This is a genomic window from Herbaspirillum robiniae, from assembly GCF_002213415.1.
In the GTDB taxonomy this organism is placed as follows: domain Bacteria; phylum Pseudomonadota; class Gammaproteobacteria; order Burkholderiales; family Burkholderiaceae_D; genus Herbaspirillum; species Herbaspirillum robiniae.
This window is the reverse complement of record NZ_NJGU01000007.1, coordinates 20,475-35,687: the sequence shown is the minus strand read 5'-3', so window position 1 is coordinate 35,687 and position 15,213 is coordinate 20,475. Positions and strand designations below refer to the sequence as shown.

12 protein-coding genes are annotated in these 15,213 nt (G+C 66.0%); 4 read left to right on the top strand and 8 right to left on the bottom strand.

Going from position 1 to position 15,213, the window contains the following annotated elements:
- Positions 1-39 precede the first annotated feature (39 nt).
- The 8 genes from CEJ42_RS13845 to CEJ42_RS13810 all read right to left on the bottom strand — a co-directional run bounded on the left by CEJ42_RS13845 (position 40) and on the right by CEJ42_RS13810 (position 8,971).
- Positions 40-1,035 carry an ABC transporter ATP-binding protein gene (locus CEJ42_RS13845; RefSeq protein ID WP_088751473.1) on the bottom strand — a complete coding sequence of 332 codons (996 nt, stop codon included), beginning with the start codon at positions 1,033-1,035 and terminating at the stop codon, positions 40-42.
- Positions 1,028-2,134 carry an ABC transporter ATP-binding protein gene (locus CEJ42_RS13840; RefSeq protein ID WP_088751472.1) on the bottom strand — a complete coding sequence of 369 codons (1,107 nt, stop codon included), beginning with the start codon at positions 2,132-2,134 and terminating at the stop codon, positions 1,028-1,030. The genes CEJ42_RS13845 and CEJ42_RS13840 overlap by 8 nt, the downstream gene beginning before the upstream one ends.
- Positions 2,131-3,045 carry an ABC transporter permease gene (locus CEJ42_RS13835; protein ID WP_088751471.1) on the bottom strand — a complete coding sequence of 305 codons (915 nt, stop codon included), beginning with the start codon at positions 3,043-3,045 and terminating at the stop codon, positions 2,131-2,133. The genes CEJ42_RS13840 and CEJ42_RS13835 overlap by 4 nt, the downstream gene beginning before the upstream one ends.
- A 1-nt stretch (position 3,046) precedes the next feature.
- Positions 3,047-4,000, bottom strand: a complete 954-nt coding sequence (locus CEJ42_RS13830) for an ABC transporter permease (RefSeq protein WP_088751470.1) — start codon at positions 3,998-4,000, stop codon at positions 3,047-3,049.
- Positions 4,001-4,133: 133 nt separating this feature from the next.
- Positions 4,134-5,786 (bottom strand): ABC transporter substrate-binding protein, encoded by a 1,653-nt coding sequence (locus CEJ42_RS13825; protein WP_079217527.1) that lies wholly within the window; start codon positions 5,784-5,786, stop codon positions 4,134-4,136.
- A 93-nt stretch (positions 5,787-5,879) separates the two neighbouring features.
- Positions 5,880-6,572 carry a FadR/GntR family transcriptional regulator gene (locus tag CEJ42_RS13820; RefSeq protein WP_088751469.1) on the bottom strand — a complete coding sequence of 231 codons (693 nt, stop codon included), beginning with the start codon at positions 6,570-6,572 and terminating at the stop codon, positions 5,880-5,882.
- A gap of 354 nt (positions 6,573-6,926) precedes the next feature.
- On the bottom strand, positions 6,927-7,166 hold the full coding sequence (locus CEJ42_RS13815; RefSeq protein WP_088751468.1) for a hypothetical protein: 240 nt from the start codon (positions 7,164-7,166) through the stop codon (positions 6,927-6,929).
- A gap of 575 nt (positions 7,167-7,741) precedes the next feature.
- Positions 7,742-8,971, bottom strand: a complete 1,230-nt coding sequence (locus CEJ42_RS13810; RefSeq protein WP_088751467.1) for a Bcr/CflA family multidrug efflux MFS transporter — start codon at positions 8,969-8,971, stop codon at positions 7,742-7,744.
- A gap of 444 nt (positions 8,972-9,415) precedes the next feature.
- Between CEJ42_RS13810 and CEJ42_RS13800 the strand changes: the two genes are divergently transcribed.
- From CEJ42_RS13800 to urtA, 4 genes are all read left to right on the top strand, one after another.
- A complete protein-coding gene (locus CEJ42_RS13800; protein WP_237772397.1) occupies positions 9,416-10,699 on the top strand; it encodes an ABC transporter substrate-binding protein in 1,284 nt (427 codons plus the stop codon).
- Between the two features lie 21 nt (positions 10,700-10,720).
- Entirely contained in the window at positions 10,721-12,442 is a 1,722-nt protein-coding gene (locus tag CEJ42_RS13795) for a sensor domain-containing diguanylate cyclase (protein WP_079217522.1), read from the top strand.
- Between the two features lie 203 nt (positions 12,443-12,645).
- Positions 12,646-13,473: a ferritin-like domain-containing protein gene (locus tag CEJ42_RS13790; RefSeq protein WP_079217521.1), complete on the top strand. Its 828-nt coding sequence runs from the start codon at positions 12,646-12,648 to the stop codon at positions 13,471-13,473.
- A gap of 379 nt (positions 13,474-13,852) precedes the next feature.
- Positions 13,853-15,106: an urea ABC transporter substrate-binding protein gene (gene urtA / locus CEJ42_RS13785; RefSeq protein WP_079217520.1), complete on the top strand. Its 1,254-nt coding sequence runs from the start codon at positions 13,853-13,855 to the stop codon at positions 15,104-15,106.
- Positions 15,107-15,213 lie beyond the last annotated feature (107 nt).

The window sequence follows — 15,213 nt, the reverse complement described above, 5'->3', positions numbered from 1 at the left end:
GACGGTGCGCTCGATGCGGCCCGGCGCGGCGGATACGGATCAGGCGGGCGCAAACTGCAGCTCCTGCGCGCGCAGGCAGCGCACAGTATGCGCCGGCCCCAGCGTTTGTTCCGGCGGCTGCCGGTTGCGGCAGTCGGCGGCGGCATGCGCGCAGCGTTCGGCGAAGGCGCAGCCCGGCGGCAGGTTGGCCAGGTCAGGCGGCGAGCCGGGAATGGTCTGCAGGCGCTGGCCCTTTTGCATCGCGCCGTGGCTGCGGCTTTGCAGCAGCGCCATGGTGTAGGGATGGCGCGGCTGCGTGAGCAGCTCGGCCGCCGGCCCCTGTTCGACGATGCGCCCGGCGTACATCACCGCGATGCGGTCAGCCACTTCCACCGCCGCCCCGATGTCGTGCGTGACGAAGATGATCGACAGGCCCAGCTCGCGCTGCAGTTCGCGCAACAGCAGCAGGATCTGGATCTGCACCGTGGCGTCGAGCGCGGTGGTGGGCTCGTCGGCCAGCAGCACCCTGGGCGCGCACGACAGCGCCAGGGCGATCATCGCGCGCTGGCGCATGCCGCCGGACATCTCGTGCGGATAGGCGTCCAGCCGGCGCTCGGGACTGGGGATGCGCACCTTCTCGAACAGCGCCAGCGCCTGCGCGCGGGCCTCGGTGGCGGACACCTTCTTGTGGCGGCGGATGGTCTCGACGATTTGGCGACCGACGGTGTAGACCGGATCCAGCGCCAGGAGCGGCTCCTGGAAGATCATCGCCACGGTGTCGCCGCGCAGGTCGGACAGCGCGCGCTGCGACATCTTCAGCACGTCCTGCCCGGCCACTTCAAGCGCGCCTTCCAGCGTGGTGCGGCGCTCCGGATGCAGGCGCATGATGGAGCGCAGCGTGACGCTCTTGCCCGAGCCCGACTCGCCGATCAGCGCCACCACCTCGCCTTCGCCCACCTCCAGGTCGACGCCGCTGACGGCGCGGATGGTCTTGCCGGGCGCCTTGAAGGTCACGCGCAGGTCGCGCAGGCTGACCATGCTCCTGGTCTCAGCCATGGGAGGCCTCCTTGTCTTGTGCATGCATCGCCATGCCGGCATCGAAGGCGCCGGCGTCGTAACCGCTGCCCGGCTCGTAGCGCAGGCAGGCCACGCCGTGGCCGTCCCCGCCCTCGACGAAGGCGGGAGCGCGCAGCTTGCAGACTTCCTGCGCGAACTGGCAGCGCGTATGGAAGCGGCAGCCCGGCGGCGGGTTGATCGGGTTGGGCGGGTCGCCCGCCAGCGGCGCCTCTTCGGTGCGGCGCGTCGGGTCCATGCTGGGCATGGAACGCAGCAGCGCGCGCGTGTAGGGATGCCTGGGCGCGTCGAACACCTGGTCGGCCGGGCCGACCTCGACCACCTGACCGAGATACATCACCAGCACGCGGTCGGAGATGAAGCGCACCACGTTGAGGTCGTGGCTGATGAAGAGATAAGTCAGGCCGAACTCCTGCTTCAGGTCCAGCAGCAGGTTCAGCACCTGGGCCTCGACCGACTTGTCCAGCGCCGACACCGCCTCGTCCAGGATCACCAGGCGCGGCTCCAGCGCCAGGGCGCGCGCGATATTGACGCGCTGGCGCTGGCCGCCCGAGAGCTCGTGCGGATAGCGTCCGGCGAAGCGTTCCGGCTGCAGGCCCACGCGCGCCAGCAGGTCGCGCGCGCGGGTGATAGCGTCGCGCGCCGGCAAGCCGTGCACGATGGGCGCGAAGGCGATCGAATCCTCGATCGTCATGCGCGGGTTGAGCGAGGAGTAACTGTCCTGGAACACCATCTGCGCCTGGCGCCGGAACTGACGCAGCGGCATGGCGCGCGAGCCGACGGTGCGGCCGTCGAACACCAGCTCGCCGCTGTCCTGCCCGATCAGCTGCATCAGCACCCGCGCGGTGGTGGACTTGCCGCAACCGGACTCGCCGACCACGCCCAGGGTCTCGCCCTTCATGATGTCGAAGCTCACGCCGTCGACAGCGCGCACGGCGGCCGCAGCAGTGCCCGAAAACGGCAGGCCCTTGTTCTTCAGCGGGAAATGCTTGAGCAGCTTGCGCACGCCCAGCAGGGGCTGGCGCGGGCCGCCGACGTCGCGCTGGTCGGCGTCGTTCATCAGGTGTGCAGTCAGGCTCATTGCTTGACCTCCATGGCCGAGCGCAGGCCGTCGGACAGCATGTTGAAGGAAATCGAGGTGACGAAGATGAAGGCGCCCGGCAGCGCCGCCACCCAGGGCTGGGTGTAGATGGCGGTGCGCAGGGTGTTCAACATCAGGCCCCACTCCGGCTCGGGCGGCTTCACGCCCAGGCCGAGGAAGGACAGGCCCGAGGCCAGGATCATCGACACCGAGATCAGGCTGGTGGAATACACGAAGATCGGCCCCAGCACATTGCCCAGCACATGCGCGCGCACGATGGTGAAGGCGCCGGCGCCGGAAGCGCGCGCCGCATCCACGTAGTCGCTGCGCCGCACCTGGGTGGTCACGCTCTCGGCGATGCGCGCGATCTGCGGCACGAAGACGATGGTCAGCGAGGTCAGCGCGTTGAAGATGCCGGCGCCCAGGGCGCCCGACAGCGCGATGGCCAGCAGCACCGAAGGGAACGCGTACAGGATGTCGATGGTGCGCATGATCACGGTGTTGGTGAAGCCGCCCGCATAGCCGGCCAGGATGCCCAGCCCGCTGCCGATCACGAAGGCCAGCAGCACCGGCGTGATGCCCATGAACAGCGACAGCCGCCCGCCCAGGATCAGGCGCGAGAACAGGTCGCGCCCGAGCTCGTCGGTGCCCAGCAGGTGGCCGGCGGTACCGATCGGTTTCAGGCGCGCGAACATCGAGGTGGCGAAGGGATCGGACGGCATCAGCCAGGGCGCGGCGACGGCCATGACGATCAGCGCCAGCAATACGGCGCCGGCGATCATCGCCGCCGGATTGCGCACCAGGCGCGCGCCGACGTTGGCCCAGTGGCCGCGCGAGCGGCGATAGGCGGCCGCCGGCGCGGCGGGGGCGACGGAAGAGGCGGGGGATGAAGAAGTGGCGGACAGGTCCATGTCAGGCTCGCTCGATGCGTGGGTCGAAGATGGTCTGCAGGATGTCGACCAGCAGGTTGAGGCCGACGAAGAACAGCGCCAGCACCAGGATGGTTCCCTGCAGCAGCGGCAGGTCGCGCTGGAAGATCGCCTGGTTGAGCAGGAAGCCGGTGCCGGGCCAGGAAAACACGGTTTCGATCAGGATCGAGCCGCCCAGCAGGTAGCCCAGTTGCAGACCCATGACCGCCAGCGCGGTGGGCGCGGCGTTCTTGACCACGTGGCGGAACACGCCGAACTCCGACAGGCCGCGCGCCTTCAGGCCGACCACGAACTCCTGCGACAGGATGTCGGCCACCAGCGCGCGCACGGTGCGCGCGATGATGCCCATGGGGATGAAGGACATGGTCACGGCCGGCATGACCAGGTATTTCATGTGCTCAAGATCCCAGATCCAGGCGCCGGAACCGTCCGGCCCCGCGCCGGTGGCCGGCAGCCACATCAGCTTGGACGAGAAGACGATCACCAGCACCATGCCCAGCCAGTAGTGCGGCACCGACACGCCGATCACCGAGATGAAGGAGGCCGCGCGGTCGATCCACGAGTTGCGGAAGTAACCCGCCACGAAGCCGAACAACGAACCGAAGACGAAGCCGATCACGGTGGCCATGGCAGCCAGCATGAAGGTGTTGCCGACCGCCTTCCACACTTCGGCGGCCACCGGGCGGCCGGTGGCGATCGAGCTGCCGAGGTCGCCGTGCAGCGCGCGCCAGACCCAGCTGAAGAATTGTTCGGGGTAGCTGCGGTTGAAGCCGTACAGCTCCATCAGCTGCTTTTGCAGGTCGACCGAGGCATCCGGCGGCAGGATCGACACCAGCGGATCGCCAGGCGCGATATGGACCAGCATGAAGCACAGGAAGGCCACGCCCAGCATGATGGGCAAGGCGTACAGCACGCGGCGGATCAGATAGGAAATCATGATGGCTCTTGCCTGCCGCCGGCGCCGTTGCCGGCATCGGCGGCTTGGGTAGAAAGGGATTGCTGCTTTTTTTCTGCGCTGTTGCTGCTCGCCTGCTCGCGCCGCCGGCACCGATGCCGGCGGCGCGGGAGCGTCAGTCCATGCTCATGGTGGCGATGTCGATGAACCAGCTCTGCGGCTGCACCACGCCCTTGACCTTGGCCGAGATGGCGCGCGGACCGGTGTCGTGGGCCACCCAGACGAACGGCGCCTCGTCGACGATCTTGGCGTGCAGCTGGGCCAGCAGGGCGTCACGCTGCTTGGGCTCGAAGGTGGTGCGGGCCTTGGCGATCAGCGCGTCCACCTCGGGGTTGCTGTAGAAGCCCCAGTTGTTGGAGGTCGGCGGCGCGGCCTTGGTGTCGACGAAGCGCACCATCGCGAAGAACGGATCCATCGACGCGAAGCTGACGTTGGTCGCGTTGGCGCCGTGCGCGCTCGGGTCCTTGGCGCCGATGCGCCAGTTGGTGTAGAGCGTGTTCCACTCGATCACGTCGAACTGAACGTCGAAGAAGCATTCCTTCAGGTTCTGCTGCATGAACTCGTTCATCGGCAGCGGCTGCATCTGGCCCGAGCCGGACGCCGAGATCTGCACCTTCACGCTCAGCGGCTTGGCCGCGGAGTAGCCGGCCTCGGTCATCAGCTTCTTGGCCGCGGCCGGGTCGTACTTGATCTGGAAGGTGGGGTTGCCGCGCCACGGGTGGCCGGGCTCCACGGTGCCGGTGGCCTCGCCCATCAGGCCGCCCAGCAGCTGCTTCATCGCGGGGCGGTTGATGCACAGGTTGGCGGCGTAGCGCACGCGCTTGTCCAGCCAGGGCGAGCCGGGCACGAAGGACAGCTGCCACGGCCACACGTGCGGCTGCGGATTGGAATAGACCTTGAAGCCGCGGCCCTTGATGGCGTCCAGCGCATCCGGCGCCGGCGCCTCGATCCAGTCGACCTGGCCCGACATCAGCGCGGCGGTGCGCGAGTTCGCTTCAGGCAGCGGCAGCATCACCACGCGATCGATCTTGGGACGACGGTGCGCGTCCCAGTAGCCGTCGTTCTTGACCACTTCGAGGCGCTCGCGCGGCACGAACTTGGCCATCTTGAACGGACCGGTGCCGGAAGCGTCGGCGGCAAACGCGGCCCAGGCCTGCTTGCTGCGCTCGGCCTTGTCGGCGACCGAAGCCGGCACGGCGGCCAGCTTCTTCTCCCACTGCGCGGGCGAAGCCATGAACAGGTTGGTCAGGTTGATCGGCAGGAAGGAGTCCGGCTCGGAGGTGGTCAGCTCGACGGTCATGTCGTCGATCTTCTTCGCCGAGCGCAGCGTGGGCATGCGCGATGCGGTCACGCCGACCTGGCTCGGGTCGAACTGCACGGCGTTCTTGTCGAGCACCTTGTTGACGTTCCACACCACGGCGTCGGCGTTGAAGGCCGAGCCGTCATGGAACTTCACGCCGGGACGCAGCTTGAAGATCCACTTGGTCTTGTCCTTGGCGTCCACCGCCCACGACAGCGCGAGATCGGGGATCAGCTCACTGGCCTTGTCGGCCTTGGAGAGATCCCATTGCGTGAGGCCGTCGTACATCGGGATGCCGGTGAAGCGATTGCCCTCGAAGCCCTGGTCGGGCTGGCCCAGCGTACGCGGGATGTCGCCGGCGGTCATGGCGATGCGCAGCACCTTCTCGGCATGCGCCGGCAGCGAGGCGAAGGCGCCGAAAGCCAGGGTACAGGCCAGCGTCAGGGTTGCGGTTTGCGGGAATTTCATATCAGTGCTTTCCTTTGTTGGGATGACGGTGGAAACGACGACAGATGAAACGAACGGCGGATGCGGGTGACGCGTGAAACCGGTACGAACTCTTCAGGGCAAGGCGAACTCCAGCCCGACGCGCGCGGCGGCGTTGACCAGGTGCTGCTGCATGGCGCGACGCCCACCCTCGGCATCGCAGGCGGAAATGGCGGCGGCAACAGAGCGGTGCTCAATGGCCGGCGCCCAGATGCGCTCGCGGTCGGCGAAGGGCACGCGCAGGCTGTGGCTGATCGGGCTTTCGAACTGGCGCACCACCTGCGCGAAGCCCGGATTGCCGGAGAGCTCGGCGATGAGCTGGTGGAATTCGAGATCGGCGTGCGAAGCGCTGACCAGGTCGAGGTTCTTCAGCGCCTCTTCAAAGCGCGCCTGTATGCCCCACAGCCGCGGCGTGGCCTGCGGCGTCAGATTGCGCGCGGCGAGCGCGGCCGAGGCCGGCTCCAGCACATAGCGCAGCTGGAAGATCGCCGCCAGCTCCAGCCCGGCCGCATCGCCTTCGGCTGCGACCTGCAATGGCGGCGGCGCCACCCGCCCCGCCTGGCGCTCGGCCACCAGCGTGCCCTTGCCCGGCACGGAGCGGATAAAACCCAGCGCCTCCAGCATCGACAAGGCCTCGCGCAGCGACGCCCGGCTGATGCCCATGGACTCCGACAATTCACGCTGGCTGGGCAGCATCTCGCCCGGCTGGTAAGTGCCGGACAGGATCTGCCGCTGCAAGGTCTGCGCTGCGATGTTGGGCATGCTCATGATGCAATCCTCTGTTTGGCCTGACTGGTCAGACCGCCGACGAGGGATCAGCAATTAGCGTGCCAAACGCGGATGTGCCATGGAGCGGGAAAAACGCGAGGAGGCAATGCGTGGCGCCGGCTGTTCAGCGCCAAGAATGTGCGTGGGGCGGATTACGTGCGCCAAGTTGGCGATGTGAATGTTCGGTGTCTGTGGTGTATGCCGGTACATCGGCATGCGACAGGAGCAGACCCGCTTGGGGACAAGCCCATGCACGCCGGCTCCGATACGCCGCAAGGCGGCTACTCCACCCGGGCGGGGTTCTCGGAGGCGCGACGAACGACACTGGATCCCGGCCTTCGCCGGGATGACGGATTAAATAAGATAGCGAGCCTGCACGTGAAAGCCGAAGACAGGTGCAAGCGCCGACGACGCCGAAGGCGAGGCAGATTGAAAGAGATAGCGAACTACAACCTCGATGCCGCAGGCGAGCAGCAAGCACCGCGAGGCCGCAGGCGAGCCGTCAACGAAGTCCGCTTCTGCCCAGCCGCTGAACCGCACGGAAAAATGGATCAGAAAGGAGGCCGGAGCGAAGCGACTTGCCTCCTTTCCCATTTTTCCGTGCGGTTCAGCGGGCACCCCGAAGGGGCTGGGCGGTAGCGGCCGCCTTCTTTTGCTTACTTTTCTTGGCGGAGCGAGAAAAGTGAGCGGCTGCCGGGCCGCCCCCGGCGCTCCCCTGCGACCGGAGAAAGATAGGCATAGAGCCAGTACATCTGCAGGCAGCAAGACCAGACTACCCGAGCGTCAAACAACCGCATGCACGCTGACTTCGATACGCCGCATACGCGGCTACTCAGTCCGAACGGGATTCGGAGAAGCGCAACGAACGACGCTGGATCCCGGCCTTCGCCGGGATGACGGAGAAGGCGAGGTAGCGAGTCACGAAATCGATGCCGCAGGCGAGTGGCGGGCAGCAAGCACTGCGAAGGCGGGGGCGAGAGCTAAAGCGAAGGCAAAGGCAAAGGCAAAGGCAAAGGCAAAGGCAAAGGCCAGAAATATTAAAAGAGAGAACAAGCAACAAACCAAGCAACTTCAAACCAGCCGCCCCCACACTCCCCCCAAATCCAACACCAAAAAAACAAAACGCCGCTGAACCTCCAGCGGCGTCTCCAACCTCAGACAAACAAAAATTACTGCTGCGCCACCACAGGCACCGCCCCCTCATGCTTGGCCACCAGGTGATAAAGCAGAAAAGCCGCCACCCCGCAAATGGCCATCACCGCCACCAGCGGCAAGGCCGTCCCGTCATGCCAGACGCTCATCACCACGCCCGACAGCACCCCCATCCCGAACTGCAGCGTCCCCATCAGGGCCGCGGCAGTGCCGGCCTGCCGTCCCTGGTGTTTCAGGGCGATGGCCGTGGCGTTGGGACCGGTGAAACCGTAGGCGGTCAGGAAACCGAAGAAGCCGATCAGCAGCAGCGGCAGGCTCTCCAGCCCCGCCAGCACCATCAGCAGCACGAACAGCGACAAACCCGCCGGCACCCACAGCACCTTGCCCAGCACGCGTTCGGCCGAACGCTTCACCACCAGCCGCGCATTGACCTGCGAGGCGGCGATCAGGCCGATGGCGTTGGAGGCGAACACGAAGCCGAAGTACTGCGGCTTGATGCCATGCAGCTCGATGACGACGAACGGGCCGCCGGCGATGTAGGCGAACATGCCCGCCTGCACCAGGCCGCCGCACAGCACATAGGACATGAACTGCTTGTGGCGCAGCAGCCCCCAGTACTGCCGCAGCGTGCGGCCGATATGCAGCGGCTCGGCCTGGCTGGCGTCCACCGTCTCGGTCAGGAAGCGGCGCGTGCCCAGGAAGCACAGCAGGCCGAAGATCGTCAGCACCACGAAGATGCCGCGCCAGCTGGCGAACACCAGCATCAGGCCGCCGATGAAGGGCGCCAGGATCGGCGCCAGGCCGAACACCAGCATCAGCATCGAGAAGGCCTTGGCCGAACCTTCGGCGCCCATGCGGTCGCGCACCATGGCGCGCGGGATCACCATGCCGGCGCTGCCGCCCAGGCCCTGGAACAGGCGCAGCACGATCAGCGTCTCGATGTTCTGCGCGAAGATGCACAGCAACGAGCTGGCGAAGTACAGGGCGATGCCGAAGAACAGCGGCGGCTTGCGACCGAAGCGGTCCGACAGCGGGCCGTAGAACATCTGGCCCACCGCCAGGCCGACCAGGAAGGCCGCCAGCGTCAGCTGGATCAGGTTGGTGCCCACATCAAGGTCGCGCGCGATCGCGGTGAAGCTGGGCAGGTACATGTCGATGGCCAGCGCGCCCATCGCGGTGAGGCCGGCCAGCACGGCCAGCCATGGGGGAAATTTGCCCGTCGAGAGCGAGGTATCGTTGTTGTGCATGTGGAAATTCTTGGGACGGCCGCTGGCTGCGGCCGATGGAGTGAGGACCGACATTATAAATCGGCAGGCGCTTTCGTTCAGGCGACGCGGCGCGCGCCTTGATCCACAGCAACGGGGCGCTGTGGCAAAAGCTGACGACGCGCAAGGAATGCCGACAAGTCTCGTGCACATTGTTGCAAAAACTGGCACACTCCCTGTGACAGTTCTCATTGGCCGGGATGCATGGCGATGGGAAGCGGGAATAAGCTGAAACTCGCCGGCTGCGCCTGTTCGGGCATGCCAGGCACCAAGCGAACGACAGAAGCTACAAGCATATTGCCGCAGGGGAAGGGAATGATCGCGCGATTTTCGCCATCAGCGAAAAAACAGCCGGAGGACGCCCGCGCCAGGAGCGCAGCGTCGCCGGACATGAACCGTGGCCGCCGGGGGGTGCTGACGGCAGGCATGGCTGTAGCTGCCGCCGCGCTGCTGGGCGGCTGCGGCAAACGGGAAGACGCCGCCGGCCAGCCGCCTGCGGCCGCCGCCGAGCCCATCGTGCTGACCGCGCTGGTATGGGCGCCGGACTGGGCCGAAGAAATGCATCGGGTGGCCGACACCTTCATGCGCGAGCATCCCGATGTGCGGATCAACCTGCAGTTCATGATCGGCAACTCGGTCGAGGAAAACCTCAAACCCAAGGCCGCCACCGACAGCCTGCCCGACATCATCTCGGTCAATCCCAATCCCTATACGCAGGCGCTGGCCGACCAGGGCCTGCTGGCCGACATGGGCGACACCGCCGCGTGGGACAACACGCTGGAGATCCTGCAGCGCGAATGGACCTCGCCCGGCCGGCGCCGCTTCGGCATTCCCGGCGGGCTGGCCACCACGCTCATCTATTACAACCGCGACATGTTCGAGCGCGCCGGCATCCAGAAGCCGCCGGCCGACTTCGACGAATTCATCGCCGCGGCCGGCGCGCTGAAGAAGGCCGGCTTCACGCCGCTGACCCTGTCGGGCGCCTTTCCCAACATGCTGGGCAACGGCCCGTTCAGCTACGGCTTCGCCAACGGCGTGGTGCCGCACGTGCCCGACTGGCGCGCGCGCATCGCCGACGGCACGCTGGCGCTGAACAACGCCCAGGGCGCGGGCTTGTTCACCAAGCTCAAAGTGCTGGCCGACAAGAAGCTGCTGCCGTCCGACTGCATGCGCACCGGCTACGACGACACGCTGCGCCAGTTCACCGAAGGCCGCGTGGCCATGACCTTCCAGGGCACCTGGGCGGCCGGCACGCTGATGCACGGCCGCGACATGCGCGTGGGCGTGTTTCCTCCGCCGTGGAACGACAAGGGCCATGCGCTCACGCCGGTGATCGGCAGCGAGACCGGTTTCGCCGTCGCGCAGCGCAGCAGCGAGCGCAACCGCAAGGCGGCCAAGCAGTTCATCGATTTCCTGTACGGCCCCGGCATGCCGATCTGGCAGAGCAAGCGCCAGAACATTCCGCCGTTCAAGAAAGTCTCGGAAGACATGGCCGGCGACCGCGTGCTGTTCTCGCTGGTGGAGCGCATGGAACATGCCGCGCTTGAAAGCGGCGCGCCCGGACTCTACTATTCCTACCTGCCGGCCAACACCATCGAGGTGTTGCACGGCTTGCTGCAAGCCGTGTTGTCCGGCCGCAAGTCGCCCGAAGATGCGGCGCGCGCGCTGCAGGCGTCGATCCGCGACCAGGCCCGCGCCGGCAGCAAATGATGCGATAGCCAAAGAGGCCCCATGCGCAAAAGGCTCGATTTCCTCTCGCTGAACTTCCTGCGGAAGATCGAGATCCGCTATCGCCTGATCAATTGCTTCATCCTGGTCTCGCTGCTGCCGCTGCTGATCTCGGGCTTGCTGGCCTACGGCGAGACCAGCAGCGCCACGCAGGAAAAGGTGCGCGTGTATTCGATGCAGGTGGTCAAGCAGATCTCGCAGAACCTGCTGCTGCGCATGGAAAAGATCGAGGACACCAGCGAAGAGCTGGCGCTGTCGGACCGCCTGCAAAACCTGCTGACCGACTACTACGGCAGCGACGAGGCCGCCAGCGCGCAGGCGCGCAGCGGCATCAGCAAGGTGCTGCTGGACAGCTACGGCTCCTTCCCCTACGTCAACCAGAAGTACATCCTCGACCGCAAGCGCCAGGTGATCGATCCGCAGATCTTCGCGCCGCTGGCCAACAGCGTGGCGCGCCTGGCCGAGGAAGCGCCCGACCTCAACGGCCGCCCCTGGTGGACGCTCTACAACGCCGGCCATGGCCAGAGAAGCCTGGCGATGCTGCGCGAGATCCGCTTCACCGGCAACAACCGCAGCGCCGGCCTGCTGTTCGTGGGCGTGCGCCCGAGCTATTTCTTCCGCATCTTCGAAGGCATCGACCTCGGCTACGACTCCAGCATCTTCATCGTCGACGCCAACGACGGCGCCATCGTCGTGCAAAACCGCGAGACCGGCCCGGGCAACGCCGATCCGGCCTTGCAGCAGGGCATCGCCGCCAGCCTGGCGCAAAAGCGCGACGCCGATTTCATCGCCTACACCGGCGCCGACAAGATGCCCTACTACGCGGCCATCGCGCGCGTGCCGCATACCTCGTGGCTGGTGGTCAGCGCCACGCCCAGCGACAAGCTCAACGCCGACACGCGCTCGGTGCGCAACAAGATCCTGGGCATCGGCCTACTGTGCTTCGCGGTATCGCTGCTGCTGTCGGCGATCATCGCGCGCAGCATCACGCAGCCGCTCAAGCGCCTGGTGATGGTGATGAAGGAAACCGAGAGCGGCAACTCGCGCATCCGCGTCGAGCAGGCCGGCAGCGACGAGATCGCCGTGCTGGCGCGCAAGTTCAACGAGATGGCCAGCAAGCTGCACCAGAACAAGGAACAACTGGAAGACCAGGTGGCGGTGCGCACGCGCGAACTGGAGCGCGCCAACCGCAAGCTGGAGGCGCTGTCGGCCACCGACGGCCTGACCGGCGTGGCCAACCGCCGCCGCTTCGACGAGGCGCTGGCCACCGAGCTGCGCCGCGCGGCGCGCTCCAACAAGCCGCTGGCGCTGCTGATGCTGGACGTCGACTATTTCAAGAAATACAACGACCGTTACGGCCATCAGGCCGGCGACGAATGCCTGCGCATCGTGGCGCGCGTGCTGCAGAAGAGCTCGCGCCGCGCCACCGACCTGGTGGCGCGCTACGGCGGCGAAGAGTTCATCATCGTGGTCGCCGAAAGCGATCCCGGCGGCGCCATCCAGCAGGCCGAGAACATCTGCGACGCCATCTTCGAACTGAAGATCCCGCACGCCGACTCGCCGTTCGGCTACATCACCGCCAGCATCGGCGTGGCCGCCCTGCAGCCGGACGACCACACCGCGCCCGAGCGCGTGCTGCGCATCGCCGACCAGGCGCTGTACCACGCCAAATACCAGGGCCGCAACCGCGTGGTGCTGGGCAGCGACACCGTGCACACGCTCTGATCCCCTTCCCCGCACCTCCCCGCCCATGCCCTGCGGCAACGGCTTGCCGGTCCGCTGTCAGCGCCAGTCTGGCAAAGCGCTGACAGCAGGCTGACGGCGCGCGCGCCGGATGCAAAGTTTGGTCAAGGTCGCAGCGCCGGGCCTGAACCAAAGTTGGCGCGCTGCATCATATCTGTATGCCAACCACCGCAAGGGAACAGCAGATGACGCCGAGCAGGGAAGAAAAAAAACATTGGGCCGTCGAGGATATCGACTTCACATGCATCGACGTCGAACGCGTGCGCAAGGATGAAGACCTGTTCTACCTGGTCGCCTGCGCCTCCTTCATCGAGAGCGGCTCCGACCTTTATACGCACAACCTGGTGGAGTACTACCGCGGCGACGCCGAAGTCGAAGGCTGGCTGCGCGGCCAGTGGGAACGGGAAGAGCTGCAGCATGGCGCCGCGCTGCGCGCCTATGTCCTGCACGTGTGGCCCGAGTTCGACTGGGAACGCGCCTACCGCGGTTTCCTCGACGAGTACTCCGGCTATTGCAAGGTGGAACTGCTGGAACCCACGCGCGCCCAGGAGCTGGCCGCGCGCTGCGTGGTCGAGACCGGGACCTCGGCCTACTACCGCGCGCTGGCGCGCGCCACCGACGAGCCGGTGCTCAAGCACCTGGCCGGCCTGATCGCCAACGACGAGGTCAACCATTACAAGCACTTCTATAAATACTTCCGCCGTTACCGCAGCCAGGAAAACATCGGTCGCTCGCGCGTGCTGGGCACGCTGGGACGGCGCACGCTGGAACTGCGCAACGAGGACGCCGACTGCGCCATCCGCCATGTGGTGCAGGTCTACAAGCCCGAGCTGGCGGCCGACCCGGCGCGCGTACGCGAGCTGGCCTCGCGCATGAGCCGCACCGTGCGCGTGAACCTCAAACCCGAGACCACCATCAAGATGATCATGCGGCCGCTGGAGCTGCCGGCGGCGCTGCAGGCGATGATCGAATTCCCGATCCGGCAGTTCATGCAGCGCGTGATCCTGCGTTAAGGACAGCGCAGCGAACGCATCGTCGCCGCCGGCGACAACGATTGCCGGCTGCGATCGTCGACAATCCGTGCCCCTGCATTGCCCGCCACCATCCCCGCGCGGCGCGGCCGCATGCCCCATGACGGCGCGCCCCAACATCGGGCAAGGATGAGCTCCAGCTTGGTGAAAGTTGCCTTGCCGCCATCCCGCTGTCGACAAAACTTCCCATGTTTGGTGCGCAAAATTGGCCGCTTTGGCAACATGCCGCCCCTCCCCCGTCTCACGCACGCCCCGCTTTGATGCACGCGCTTGCGGGCTCCCCGTCCATTGGCACGCATTCTGCTATGAGCCAAGGGCAGTGAAAAAAAACCATCCAAACTTTTTTCTCGAGGGAGCAAACATGTCACGTCGTTCCGTACTGAAAGCAACTGCACTTGGCGCATTCGCCCTGGCCGCATCCTCCTGGCTGCCTTCCGCCTTCGCCGCGGACACCATCAAGGTCGGCATCCTGCACTCCCTCTCCGGCACCATGGCCATCTCCGAAACGTCGCTCAAGGACGTGGCCCTGATGACCATCGATGAAATCAACGCCAAGGGCGGCGTGATGGGCAAGAAGCTGGAACCGGTGGTGGTCGACCCGGCCTCCAACTGGCCGCTGTTCGCCGAAAAGGCCCGCCAGCTGATCTCGCAGGACAAGGTCTCGGTGGTGTTCGGCTGCTGGACCTCGGTGTCGCGCAAGTCGGTGCTGCCGGTGTTCAAGGAATTGAACAGCCTGCTGTTCTACCCGGTCCAGTATGAAGGCGAAGAGCTCGAGAAGAACGTCTTCTACACGGGCGCGGCGCCCAACCAGCAAGCCATCCCCGCCGTCGAATACCTGATGTCCAAGGAAGGCGGCGGCGCCAAGCGCTTCGTCCTGCTGGGCACCGACTACGTCTATCCGCGCACCACCAACAAGATCCTGCGCGCCTTCCTGCACAGCAAGGGCGTGAAGGATTCGGACATCGACGAGGTCTACACCCCGTTCGGCCACTCCGACTACCAGACCATCGTCGCCAACATCAAGAAGTTCTCGGCCGGCGGCAAGACTGCCGTGATCTCGACCATCAACGGCGACTCCAACGTGCCCTTCTACAAGGAACTGGGCAACGCCGGCCTGAAGGCGACCGACGTGCCGGTGGTGGCGTTCTCGGTGGGTGAAGAAGAACTGCGCGGCGTGGACACCAAGCCGCTGGTCGGCCACCTGGCCGCCTGGAACTACTTCGAGTCGGTGAAGAACCCGGTCAACACCGCCTTCATCAAGAAGTGGAAGGAATACGCCAAGGCCAAGAACCTGCCCAACGCCGACACCGTCGTGACCAACGACCCGATGGAAGCCACCTACGTCGGCATCCACATGTGGGCGCAGGCCGTGGAGAAGGCCAAGTCGACCGACACCGACAAGGTGATCGCGGCCATGGCCGGCCAGACCTTCAAGGCGCCGTCGGGCTACACGCTGGAAATGGACAAGACCAACCACCACCTGCACAAGCCGGTGATGATCGGCGAAATCAAGGCCGACGGTCAGTTCAACGTGGTCAACAAGACCAAGACCACCATCCGCGCGCAACCGTGGAGCCCGTACATCCCGGGTAACGAAAGCAAGCAGAAGATGTAATTGCAGCAAGGCGCGCCATTGGGTGCGCCTTCGCTACGCGGCTGCGCCGCTACCCAGTCCGAACGGCCTCTCATCACATGCCGTTCGGACCAAGTAGCCGCAGTGCG

What these genes read in the sequence shown, in the direction of transcription:
- CEJ42_RS13800 (WP_237772397.1), top strand. Translation starts at nt 9,416, where the DNA reads ATGGCTGTAGCTGCCGCCGCGCTGCTGGGCGGCTGCGGCAAACGGGAA.
- CEJ42_RS13830 (WP_088751470.1), bottom strand. Translation starts at nt 4,000, where the DNA reads ATGATTTCCTATCTGATCCGCCGCGTGCTGTACGCCTTGCCCATCATG.
- CEJ42_RS13840 (WP_088751472.1), bottom strand. Translation starts at nt 2,134, where the DNA reads ATGAGCCTGACTGCACACCTGATGAACGACGCCGACCAGCGCGACGTC.
- CEJ42_RS13845 (WP_088751473.1), bottom strand. Translation starts at nt 1,035, where the DNA reads ATGGCTGAGACCAGGAGCATGGTCAGCCTGCGCGACCTGCGCGTGACC.
- CEJ42_RS13790 (WP_079217521.1), top strand. Translation starts at nt 12,646, where the DNA reads ATGACGCCGAGCAGGGAAGAAAAAAAACATTGGGCCGTCGAGGATATC.
- CEJ42_RS13810 (WP_088751467.1), bottom strand. Translation starts at nt 8,971, where the DNA reads ATGCACAACAACGATACCTCGCTCTCGACGGGCAAATTTCCCCCATGG.
- CEJ42_RS13820 (WP_088751469.1), bottom strand. Translation starts at nt 6,572, where the DNA reads ATGAGCATGCCCAACATCGCAGCGCAGACCTTGCAGCGGCAGATCCTG.
- CEJ42_RS13795 (WP_079217522.1), top strand. Translation starts at nt 10,721, where the DNA reads ATGCGCAAAAGGCTCGATTTCCTCTCGCTGAACTTCCTGCGGAAGATC.
- urtA (WP_079217520.1), top strand. Translation starts at nt 13,853, where the DNA reads ATGTCACGTCGTTCCGTACTGAAAGCAACTGCACTTGGCGCATTCGCC.
- CEJ42_RS13825 (WP_079217527.1), bottom strand. Translation starts at nt 5,786, where the DNA reads ATGAAATTCCCGCAAACCGCAACCCTGACGCTGGCCTGTACCCTGGCT.
- CEJ42_RS13815 (WP_088751468.1), bottom strand. Translation starts at nt 7,166, where the DNA reads ATGGGAAAGGAGGCAAGTCGCTTCGCTCCGGCCTCCTTTCTGATCCAT.
- CEJ42_RS13835 (WP_088751471.1), bottom strand. Translation starts at nt 3,045, where the DNA reads ATGGACCTGTCCGCCACTTCTTCATCCCCCGCCTCTTCCGTCGCCCCC.